11 protein-coding genes are annotated in these 11,071 nt (G+C 62.7%); 2 read left to right on the forward strand and 9 right to left on the reverse strand.

The features are described 5' to 3' along the window. From dctP (LQK81_RS26030) to LQK81_RS26045, 4 genes are all read right to left on the reverse strand, one after another. Positions 1 to 409, reverse strand: a 409-nt coding sequence (gene dctP, locus LQK81_RS26030) for a TRAP transporter substrate-binding protein DctP (RefSeq protein WP_230809303.1), incomplete at its 3' end; no start/stop codon positions are given. Positions 410 to 676: 267 nt separating this feature from the next. Next, positions 677 to 1,336, reverse strand: coding sequence for a GntR family transcriptional regulator (locus tag LQK81_RS26035; RefSeq protein ID WP_269065130.1), 660 nt, complete (start codon positions 1,334 to 1,336; stop codon positions 677 to 679). A gap of 29 nt (positions 1,337 to 1,365) precedes the next feature. Further along, complete coding sequence (locus LQK81_RS26040) at positions 1,366 to 2,478, reverse strand: iron-containing alcohol dehydrogenase (RefSeq protein WP_230809305.1); 1,113 nt, start codon at positions 2,476 to 2,478, stop codon at positions 1,366 to 1,368. 5 nt (positions 2,479 to 2,483) lie between these two features. After that, positions 2,484 to 3,902 carry an aldehyde dehydrogenase family protein gene (locus LQK81_RS26045; RefSeq protein ID WP_230809306.1) on the reverse strand — a complete coding sequence of 473 codons (1,419 nt, stop codon included), beginning with the start codon at positions 3,900 to 3,902 and terminating at the stop codon, positions 2,484 to 2,486. Positions 3,903 to 4,052: 150 nt separating this feature from the next. Between LQK81_RS26045 and LQK81_RS26050 the strand changes: the two genes are divergently transcribed. After that, on the forward strand, positions 4,053 to 4,961 hold the full coding sequence (locus LQK81_RS26050; protein ID WP_230809307.1) for a hydroxymethylglutaryl-CoA lyase: 909 nt from the start codon (positions 4,053 to 4,055) through the stop codon (positions 4,959 to 4,961). Here LQK81_RS26050 and dhaL read toward each other — a convergent pair. The 5 genes from dhaL to LQK81_RS26075 all read right to left on the reverse strand — a co-directional run bounded on the left by dhaL (position 4,952) and on the right by LQK81_RS26075 (position 10,400). Beyond that, positions 4,952 to 6,703, reverse strand: coding sequence for a dihydroxyacetone kinase subunit DhaL (gene dhaL / locus LQK81_RS26055; protein WP_230809308.1), 1,752 nt, complete (start codon positions 6,701 to 6,703; stop codon positions 4,952 to 4,954). The genes LQK81_RS26050 and dhaL overlap by 10 nt on opposite strands. Before the next feature lie 79 nt (positions 6,704 to 6,782). Then, entirely contained in the window at positions 6,783 to 7,607 is an 825-nt protein-coding gene (locus LQK81_RS26060) for a sugar phosphate isomerase/epimerase family protein (protein ID WP_230809309.1), read from the reverse strand. Positions 7,608 to 7,660: 53 nt separating this feature from the next. Further along, positions 7,661 to 8,419 (reverse strand): SDR family NAD(P)-dependent oxidoreductase, encoded by a 759-nt coding sequence (locus tag LQK81_RS26065; RefSeq protein ID WP_230809310.1) that lies wholly within the window; start codon positions 8,417 to 8,419, stop codon positions 7,661 to 7,663. A 64-nt stretch (positions 8,420 to 8,483) separates the two neighbouring features. Next, positions 8,484 to 9,530: a transketolase family protein gene (locus LQK81_RS26070; protein WP_230809311.1), complete on the reverse strand. Its 1,047-nt coding sequence runs from the start codon at positions 9,528 to 9,530 to the stop codon at positions 8,484 to 8,486. A gap of 15 nt (positions 9,531 to 9,545) precedes the next feature. Next, positions 9,546 to 10,400, reverse strand: a complete 855-nt coding sequence (locus LQK81_RS26075) for a transketolase (protein ID WP_230809312.1) — start codon at positions 10,398 to 10,400, stop codon at positions 9,546 to 9,548. A gap of 262 nt (positions 10,401 to 10,662) precedes the next feature. Here LQK81_RS26075 and dctP (LQK81_RS26080) point away from each other — a divergent pair. Further along, positions 10,663 to 11,071: TRAP transporter substrate-binding protein DctP (dctP, locus tag LQK81_RS26080; RefSeq protein ID WP_230809313.1), on the forward strand; the 409-nt coding region annotated here is incomplete at its 3' end.

Here is an 11,071-nt window from a genome sequence, read left to right on the forward strand (position 1 = left end):
CCAGAATCAGAATGCCCTGCTTTTCCGCGGCAGCAGCAATCCTGTCCCCCACCGGTCCATCCATCACGGCTTCGGCCTGATCGAGGCTCTGGAACAGGAACGGAAGGCCGAGCAGGCCAATCTCAGGCACTGCACCGGATGTCGCGCCCTGGGCGTTTGCGGAGAAGGCGATCGTGCCGAGGCGGATGTTGGTGACGCTTTCGGCGTCATCGCCGAATTGCGAACTCGTGCCGACATCAACCTTGATGCGCCCATCCGTTCTCTGTTCGACCAGTTCGGAGAACTTGAGCGACGCCGTGTCCTTCGGATTGCCGGCTGCGGCACTGTGCGACAGTTGAAAAGTCTGGGCTGCCAGCGGACTGGCGCTGAGCGAAATGACCGCTGCAGCAACAAGATGACGAAACTTCATGGCTATAACCTCCCGTGAGCCAACAAGTGAATGTGCTGTTCCGATGCAGCGGCGATACCTGCTGTCTGCTCCCGCTTGACAACAAGGAACCTCTGCGGAGCCGCCCGAGGCGGCAACCGGCCGAAAGCTGATCGGATGTGGATCGGGCGCCCGCGGCGATGCCGACAGGCCCGGGTCTGCGAGCGAGACCTACTCCGTCTCGCGTTCGTGACTTAGGTGACGCGCCCCGCGCCGATGTCTGTCATCATGGTCTCCTCCCATCAGACGTTAGCTTTGTGCCAGAAGCCTTTTCAGGATCTGCCGGATGAGTTCGCGATGATCCTGACAGATCTTGCGGGCCCGTTCGGCGTCTCCTGCGGCAATGGCGGCGATGATCGCGCGATGTTCACGCACCGAATTTGCTCTATCCACATGGATCGGACTGACGAAGGACAGAACCGACTTCATCTGGTTGCGAATGGAATGGTAGCTGGTCGCAAGAAGCGTATTCTCCGCCAGGTCGAAAATGATCTGGTGGAATTGCCCGTCGAGCTCTCCCCATTTCCTGGCCTGTTCCTGACCGAGATTGGCCTCCATCTCGTCGACCAAGGGCGTGAGCGTTGCCCTTAGTTCATCGGCATCGACAACGCCGGCGCTCACGCGTTCCGCCAGCAGATAGCCGGCCATTCCGTCCAGCGCTTCGACCAGTTCATAGCCCCGGATGAGATCCTGAAGCGTGAAATGGCGAACGAAGGTGCCCGATCGCGGAATGACCTCCACCAGGCCATCCGCCTCGAGACGCTTGATGGCGTCCCTTACCGGCGTGATGCTCATGTCCAGTTCGTCGGCGATCTGGTGGATGTCGAGCGGCACCGACGGCCGAAGTCCGCCGTTAATGATCCTTTCCAGCAGCGTCTCGTACGCCTTGTTCGAAAAATGTCTCGCCATCCGCCAACTCTCGATACAACCGATCCCACCTACATGAGCCGACTATATATCCCCGCGATATCGCTTGCCGAAAGGGGAACGTAGTTGTTCACCAACAGCCGTTGCTGCGTCTCGATAACCTTGTCGGCATAGACCCGGATGTCGCCTTCCGCCATCCCGTATTGGCTGAGCTGCTTGGTGGGAACGACCTCTGCCAGCAGCCGGTCCAGCGCATCGAACGGATTTTCACGACCAGCCGGCAGGCCGAGCGCCTCTTCGATCAGCCGTGCGATATCGGCGATCTTGCCGGCCGGCTCCTTCTCGAAATAGACCTTGAAGACCGCCGGCAGGAACAGCCGCGTCGCCTCGCCGTGCGGGACGTGATGGGCGCTGCCGAAATGCATGGCGATGGCATGAACGCCGCCCGCGAGCACGTTGGCAAGCGCGATGCCGGCCATGTTGCTGGCCGCCAGATAGGATTTTGCATCCTGCTGGATGACATCGCGACCATGCTCGACGATCCGCCTGTATCCCTGAAGGATGGCCCGCGCCGCCGCCATGCAGAACATGTCGGTATAGGCGTTCGCGGTCGGCGCGAGATAGATCTCCAGCGCGTGAACAAGGGCATCGGCCGAAGACGTGGCGAAGACGTAGTAGGGGATCTTCGACAGCATCTCGTCGATCAGGACGGCATGGTCGGCGAAACCCGCATCGAACCCCTTGCCCATCTTGCTGCCGATGCCCGGAAAATCGAGCACCGAGACGCATGTGACCTCGCAACCCGTCCCGCAGGTCGTCGGCACCAGCATCAGCCCGACCTTGCGTCCCGGCTGGACGCCGGCCTTGAAAAGCCCGGCGACATTGTCCTCCGAATCCAATGCCAGCATTTTCGCGCAGTCGAGGATGGAGCCGCCGCCGATGGCGATCAGCCTTTCGAAGCCGAGCTTGTGAACGGCGACGAGCATGGCATCGACAGCGACGTCGGTCGGCTCCCCGCCGCAGAAATCGTCGTAGAACAGCGTCTGCGCCGGCGAACCCTGCATGAAGGATTCATGGAGGATGCGCTGCGTAAAGATAAGATCACGGTTCGTGACACGATGCGCTTCCGCAAACTGCGCAAAGGTCTCGTAGCCGTGAATCTGCGGGCGAACAGCGAATTTCATTTCGATCAGGCTCCCGCACCGATCTTCACCGCCGCGATCCGTTCGTATAGCGGGCCGTAGATCGTCCCTTCGTCCGGAGCGCTGCGCTCCAGCGGTTCGGCGATGCGCGTCGTGTTGTAGTAGTGCTTCTGGGTGACGTTTTCGGAGACGGCATTGCCGCCCCAGCTTCCGCAACCGAGCGAAAACGTCTTCGCAAGGCCGTTCGTCCAGCTTCCGGAGTTCGCGACCCCATGCGGCTGGCGAACGATGACACGCGACGTCTTGGTCTCGAGCGCAAGCTTGAGAATGCGGTCGTTGTCGTTGGAGTGAATGCCGCAGGAATGGCCCGTGCCCGAGTAGTCGGTGATCGCGTTGACCAGCGCGATCGCGTCCTCGAAGGCATCGAACTTGTAGAGCGTCAGCACGAGGCTGAGCTTCTCGCCGGAGAACGGATATTGCGCGCCGGTCCCGGTTTCCTCGACAATGATGAACTTACGATCGGCCGGCACGTCTATGCCTGCCAGTGCCGCGATCTCGGCCACCGGCCGCGCAACCACCTTGCGGGAAACGTGGCCGTTTTCCCAGATGACCGCCTGCAGCCGGGCCTTCTCCTCGGCATTGGCGACATAGGCGCCGGCCTTTTCCAGCTCGCCCTTGAAGGCATCGTAGATGGATTGCTGGACGATGATCGAATTCTCTGCCGAGCAGCCCGATGCGTTGTCGCCGGTCTTGCCAATGCTGATCTTGCTTGCGGTTTCGACGAGGTCCGCCGTCTCGTCGATGATGACGGCCGCATTGCCGACGCCGACGCCATAGGCCGGCTTGCCCGAGGAATAGGCCGCCTTGACCATGTCCCCTGCCCCGGTCGCCATGGTGACGTCGCACTGCGCCATCAGTTCGGCCGCCAGCGCCTTGGACGGCATCTCGATGCACTGAACCAGATCTTCCGGAGCATCCAGGGAGCGCAGCACCTGCCGAATGATATCGACAACGAAGAGCGTCGTCTTCTTGCTTGCCGGATGCGGCGCGCAGATCACCGCGTTGCGGGCGCGGATGCCGAGAACCGACTTGAAGATGGGCGTCGCCTCGCAATTCGTGCTGGGTACGAGCGCGGCGATGACCCCGTAGGGCTTGGCAATGGTGATGATGCCGTTCTGGGCATCGCGGTCGATCACGCCGACCGTCTTTTCCTGCCGGATGTCATGATAGATGGCCGGCATCTTGTGCGTCATCTTCATGCGCTTGCTGTCCACGAGGCCCATCTTCGTTTCGTCATACGCCATTTCGGCGATGCGCTGCGCCAATTCGGGGCGGGCAAGCGTGTAGACGATCGCACCGGCCAGAAGATCGACCTGCTCCTGGGTGTACGTGTTGAGAATGGCCTGCGCCGTGCGCGCCTTGGCCACGAGTTCGGCGATCTGAGCCTGCTCGGCAGATGCGGACATATTTCCTCCCGGACCCATTTGCGGGCCCTTTCAATTCAATCTGATATATCACAAGATATTTTTATTGATATTTTTGTCAAGTCGCGCGATAGGTCGACTGTCGATATTTCGATGAAGACGAGTTTGCGGCTTAGAGGAGGAGACGACGAAATGCGGGAGAATCTGGTCGCCATCAACGAGGTGGTTCTGCGCGACGGTTTTCAGAACGAACCTCGTTTCGTGCCGACGGCGGACAAGATCCGTCTTGCCGAAGCGCTGTCACGGACGGGCGTCCATCGCATCGAGGTTTCCTCTTTCACCTCCCCCAAGGCGATCCCGAACCTTCGCGACGCCGAAGAGGTGTTTAGCGGCATCAACCGCGTCCCGGGCGTCCTTTACACAGCGCTCGTGCCGAACGAGCGCGGCGTGCAGCGTGCGATCGATAGCCGGGTCGACGAGGTCAACCTGGTCATGTCGATCGGCGAGAAGCACAACCTGAAGAACCTGCGGATGACATGCGCGCAGTCGCTCGCGCAGTTCAAGGCGATCATGACCACCCTCGAGGGCACCGGCATCGCGGTGAACGGGACGATCGCGACCGCCTTCGGCTGCCCCTACGAGGGGCCGCAGCCGGTCGAGCGCGTGCTATGGGCGATCGACGCCTACCGTGCGCTCGGCATCGGCGGCGTGACCGTTGCCGACACGATCGGCGTCGCCGATCCCCGGCAGGTCGGAAAACTGATGGTGCAGATCAGGAAGCATCACGAAGATCTTCCCGTCACTCTCCATCTCCACAACACACGGGACATGGGCCTTGCCAATGCGCTGGCCGCCTACGACGAGGGCGTGCGCAGCTTCGATTCCGCGCTGGGCGGCATAGGCGGATGCCCCTATGCTCCGGGTGCAACCGGAAACGTCTGCACGGAAGACCTCGTGCACATGTTCGAAAGGTGCGGCATCGAGACCGGCGTCGATCTCGATGCGCTCATGACGCTCTCGGAAGAGCTGTCGACAACGCTCGGCCATGCCGTGCCGGGCTATGTCGTCAAGTCGGGGACCAGCGACCGTCTCTACGCCTGACGACGAAGCGCGCCCGTCATCGCATCGAGCAGGACATTGGCGGATGCCGCTCCCGGATCGACGTGTCCGATGGACCTCTCGCCGAGCTTTGCCGACCGGCCGCGCCGGCTTTCGATCCGGGCGGTATACTCCATGCCGGCCTTGCTGGCGGCCGTGGCGGCCTCCAGCACCTCGATCTCGCCCGCCCCGGTCGCGGCGGCTTCTGCAGCGGCTTCGGCGGCAGGCACCCAGGCATCGATCATCGTCTTGTCACCCTGCGCGGCGCCACCCCGGGACAGGATACCGTCGCTCATGCCCTTGACCCAGGCCGCCATTGCAGGGCCGTTGAGATTGAGCCGGTCGCCGACAGCCTGGCCGGCGCTGCGGAATGCCCCCGCATAAAGCGGGCCGGACGATGCGCCGACGGCCGTCAGGAAGGTCTTTGCAATGACCTCGCAGAGTTGCGAGACCGTCGCCTCGGCGGGCTCGCCGGGGAGCACGACACCGACGGCCGTCCAGCCGATATCCATCGTTATGCCATGATCGCCGTCGCCGATAACGCCGTCGAGTTGAGAGAGCCAGTCCTTCTTTTCGCGGATGGCTGCGGCGACAGCCGTCATCATGGCGCGGAACCGTTCGGGCGTGACCGCGCCGGCGGTCTTCAGGGACTGGCGGTCCGTCGCTTCTGCCTTTTCGGCAGCACGAACGCGGCGCGCGCTGCGCACGAAACCTGCTTCGTCCGCCGTGGAATTGCCGACCGTCAGAGCCGGCGTCCTGCAGGGGTGATCGAGCAGGGTCGTCAACGTCTCGTCGAGTTTCAGCAGGGTGATGGAAGCGCCCGCCATCTCGAGCGACGTCGCATATTCGCCAACCCAGTTTGCATGGATGACGATACCCTTTTCCTCGAGAATCCGGCGGACGCGCCGGAAAAGGACGAACAGTTCGAGCTGCGTCGTAGCACCGAGGCCATTCACGAGAACAGCGACGCGGTCGCCCTCGACCAGCTGGAGTTCCGCAAGGATTGGCTCCATCAGAACATCGGTGACGGTATCCGCAGCCGCCAGCGGCTCGCGGCGCATCCCAGGCTCGCCATGCAGACCCATGCCGATTTCCATGTCCTGCGGCCCGATCTCGAAATTCAAGACGCCTGTCTGCGGCAACGAGCAGGCGCCAAGCGCGACGCCCATCGATCGGCACCTGTCATTCGCAAGTCGCGCGAGAGCCTCGACCCGTTCCAGCGGCTCGCCGCGATCGGCGGCCGCGCCGGCGCACTTGAAGACGAAGAAATCGCCGGCGACACCGCGCCGTTCATGGCGACGGTCACCGGGCGCCGAAGCGACATCGTCGGTGACTGCGACATGGCAGACGGGCGTGCCTTCGCCCACCAGCTCTTCGGCCGCCATCGTGAAGTTCAGGACGTCACCCGTATAGTTCCCGTACAGGAAAATGACGCCTGCGCCGCCATCGGCCGCGCGTCCGGCATCCAGTATCTGTTCCGGCGACGGTGAGGCGAAGACATTGCCGACTGCCGCGGCGTCCGCGAGCCCGCGCCCGACATAACCGGCGAAGGCGGGTTCGTGGCCGGAGCCGCCACCTATGACGACGCCAACCTTTCCGTCGCGCGGACCTTGGCGCGCAACGACCGCGCGTCCCGTCGGCCCTTCGACGGTCAGCAGGTCCGGATAGGCCCCCACCAGCCCCTCGATGAATTCCGGGATGATGTCTTCAGGCGCGTTGATCAGCTTCTTTGTCTTCGTCGTCATGGCAAATTCCTCCTGCGCGGTCGCAATGCGACCGCCCGCCGTCCTCCATGACGGCTGTCAGATCATGTGCGGATCGGTCTCAGCCGGCGCTTCCGGCAGGCACGAAGCGCTTGGCGGCGGCCACGGTGCGGTCGAGCCATTCATGCTCCAGCCGGCGCGTTTCATCCATGTCGTGCGTCTGCGGTAACCAGTGCTCCAGGATCACGCTCATGTCGTCCGGGCAATGCGAGAGCGAGGCCAGGATCTCCTCGATCTCCGCGCGCCCCTCGCCGAGCGGCGTGCCGTGGATGCGGAAGCCCACGCCATAGGGATCCGGTGTGATCTGGTAGTCCTTGAGATGCAGGTTGATCGTATAGGGCGCCAGCATCTTCACCGTCGTCATCGGCCATTCGCCGGCGCAGATCGAATTGGCGACGTCGAGGCATACGCCGAGCGCATCATCGGCCACCGCATCGAGCAGTTCCACCATGCGGGGAGACGGATAGTTGAAATGGTTTTCGATCGCAAAGCGCAATCCGGCCCGCTTGCCGTCGGGAAGCAGTTCGCGCAGTTGTGCGGCGAGCTCGGATACGGGGATCAGGGCATCTTCGGCGTCAAGGGCCACGCGCAGGATCTTCGAGCCGATGCGCTCGCCGATGGGGATGTAGCGGGCCAGTTCCTCGGCGTTAAAGGATTGTGTCCCGACTTCGAGCTGCATGCCATAGGAATCGGCGCGCGCCTTCAAGGCCAGGTGCTCCTCGGCAGACAGGCGGTCGAGCGGAAGATTGTCGGCATATTGCACGAGGGAAAGCCCGTGGCCGTGGGCGATTTCGAGCACTTCCATCGCCGTCATCGGCTTGGCCGGCTGCAGGTCCTTGATGCCGATCGACCAGCGGAAGGCATAGCTTCCCAAACCCAGTTTCATGTCGTCCTCCCGATTACAGGCGGCGCCCCGTCAAGGGCGCCGCTCCCAAATGATCAATGGATCAGCGAGCCGCCGTTGACGTCCACTTCGGAGCCGGTGACGTAGGCCGACAGGTCGGATGCGAGGAAGAGTGCGCAACCGGCAACGTCGTCAGCCGTGCCGGCACGCCCCATCGGAATGCCGAGCTTGATTTCTTCCAGCTTCTCCGGCGTCAGCAGGCCGCCGGTGATGTCGGTGGCGATGAAGCCGGGGCAGATCGCATTGACGCGGACATTGTCGGGCGCCAGTTCACGGGCCATCGCCTTGGTCAGGCCGAGCACGCCGGCCTTGGCCGCCGAATAGTGCGGGCCGCCGAAGATGCCGCCGCCGCGCTGTGCGGAAACCGACGACAGGTTGACGATCTTGCCCTGCTTGCGCGAGCGCATGTGCGGGATGACGGCCTGGCTGCAGTAGAGCGTGCCGCGCAGGTTGACGTCGAGGACGGCGTCGTAGTTCTTCGGCGCGATGTCCATGATCTTCAGCGGCTGGGTGATGCCGGCATTGTTGACCAGGATGTCGATCTGGCCCCACTTCGCAACTAGGGCGTCGATGACCGTCTTGACGCCGTCGAGATCGGTGACGTTGCACGCCATGCCGACATGCTGGGGTCCGAGATCGGCCGCAGCCTCCCTGGCCGCAGCCTCATCGAGATCGAGGATGGCGACTGTGGCGCCATGTTCGGCGAAAAGCTTGGCCGTCGCCTTGCCGAGGCCACGCTTGGATGCGGCACCTGTGACGACGGCGAACTTGCCCTGAAGAAGAGCGGTAGACATGGAATTTCCTCCCTTGAAGGTGAACCCGCCGGTCGGCGGGCTATGTCTGTGTTGAGCGATATTTTCAGAGCCAGCCGCGGACCTGGCTGACGATGGCGGAAGTCGAGATGCCGTAACGGTCGTGCAGCGCAGGCAGACCGCCGGCATCCAGGAACTGGTCGGGCAGACCGATCATGCGGAAGATCGGCGTGACGCCATTGGTCAGAAGCGTCGAGGCGACCGCTTCGCCGAGCCCGCCGACCTTCGTGTGGTTCTCGGCGGTCACGACGAGCCGCCCGCCCTTGCGCGCCTCGGCGAGGATCGTTTCGGTATCGAGCGGTTTGATCGTCGGGCAATGCAACACCGCGACGGAGATGCCCTGGGCCTCGAGTTCCACGGCGGCATCCAGCGACCGCATCGTCATGAAGCCGGATGCGATGATGAGCGCATCCTTGCCGTCTCTCAGCAGCTTGGCCTTGCCGAGTTCGAATTTATAGTCCGGGCAATGCTTGTGGATGACCGAGGCGACCTTGCCGCGCGGCAGGCGCATGTAGACCGGCCCGTCGTGGGCGGCAATCGCCGGCACGGCCTCCATCACATCGATGGCGTCGCACGGATCGACGATGGTCAGGTTCGGCAAGCCGCGGAATATGGCAAGGTCTTCCGTCGCCTGATGGCTCGGCCCGTAGCCTGTGGTCAGGCCCGGCAGCGCGCAGACGATTTTGACCGGCAGGTATTCTTCGGCGATCGCCATCGCGATGAAATCGTAGGCGCGGCGCGAGGCGAACACGGCGTAGGTCGTGGCGAAGGGAATGAAGCCCTCCCGTGCCATGCCGGCTGCAGCCGAAATCATCACCTGCTCGGCCATGCCCATCTGGTAGAAGCGCTCGGGAAAGGCTTCGGCGAAGACGTGTAGGTCGGTGTATTTCGCAAGATCTGCGGTCAGGCCGACGATACGGTCGTTGTGTTTTGCTTCCGCCACGAGCGCGTGGCCGAACGGGGCCGATACGGTTTCATAACCTTCGGCGGCAAGCGAGGCGATCATCGCCGAGGTGCGACCACCCTCGCCCGCCTTCGGAGCGTTGCGCGGTTCCCACTTGCGATGCGGGTCGTATTTACGCAGTTGCGTCATCTGGGCTTCCTCCCCTTATTCCGGCCGGTTCGCATCGAGCACGGCAAGCGCCTTCTGCCATTCGTCGGCTTCGACGCGGACGAAGTGGGTGATCTCGCGCTGCTCGAGGAAGGGGACGCCCTTGCACATGATCGTGTCGCAGATGATGACGCGCGGATTCGGATCCGTAACGTTGCGGGCGGCATCGAAGGCGGCCACCAAAGCGTCGATGTCGTTGCCGTCGACGCGCTGGACATGCCAGCCGAAGGATGCCCATTTGTCGCCGAGCGGTTCCGAGCACAGCATTTCGGTCGATTTCCCATCGGCCTGCTGGTCGTTGAAATCGACGATGCAGATCAGGTTGTCGAGCTTGTGATGCGCCGCCGACATGGCCGCTTCCCAGGTCGACCCCTCGCCGAGTTCGCCGTCCGACATGAGGTTGTAGACGAAGGCCGGGTTCTTCTTGGCCTTCAGGCCGAGCGCCATGCCGACGCCGATGCCAAGACCCTGGCCGAGCGAGCCGCCGGTGATCTCCATGCCCGGCGTGTAGGCCGCCATGCCCGACATCGGCAGGCGGCTGTCGTCCATGCCGTAGGTCGTCAGCTCGACTTCCGGAAGAATGCGTGCCTCGATAAGGGCCGAATAAAGCGCTATGGCATAGTGGCCGATCGACAGAAGGAAGCGATCGCGTCCCTCCCATTCCGGATCTTCGGGGCGGTAGTTCAGCGCATGGAAATAGGAAACGGCGAGGACATCCGAAATGCCGAGCGCCTGCCCGACATATCCCTGCCCCTGCACTTCGCCCATGAGAACGGCTTTGCGGCGGATCTCCCACGCACGGCGACGCAGGCTCATGTTGGGCAGGCTTGCTGCCGCGTCTTGGATGGTCATGACTCCTCCAGTCTCCACGAGGCGTGCGCCTCGGTGCAAAGAGTGATGTGCAACGACGCATCCAAACTCAATTAAGTTTTTCGAATTAGTTGTTAAGAAAAACTTAGGTGACGTATTGCCAAGGATACGACAGGGTCATGTCATTGCGAACGAGGAGGACGTTTGGCGATATCGACGGGACAGTTGGAGAACCGTTGACAAAGCTCTCGCAAACCTCCCTGTCGCCAGATTTGAAAAATGACGCACCCAGGGGAGGAACCTTATGAACATACGTCATTTCCTAGCCGCCGCCGCAATCACGCTCTGTGCCGGATATGCCAACGCTCAGTCGTTTCAGGTCTCGCACAATGCCGCAGCCGGCAATCCCAAGGACGTCGCTTCGCTGAAGTTCGCCGAACTGGTCGAACAGAAGTCCGGTGGCCGCATGACGGTGAGCGTCGGCACGGCCGCGCAGTTCGGCGACGATGCCGAGACCATCACCAACATGCGCCTCGGCACGATCGCCTTCTCCGCAAACTCCCAGGGCACGACCTCCGCCGTCGTTCCGGAGATCGCGCTGCTCGGCCTTCCCTTCCTCTTCCAGAGCCTCGATCAGGCCGAAGCCGTGATGGATGGACCGGTCGGTGACAAGATCGCAGCCGCAGCCGAGGCACAGGGCCTCGTCGTGCTCT

The organism is Rhizobium sp. GN54, assembly GCF_021026345.1.
Classification (GTDB): domain Bacteria; phylum Pseudomonadota; class Alphaproteobacteria; order Rhizobiales; family Rhizobiaceae; genus Mycoplana.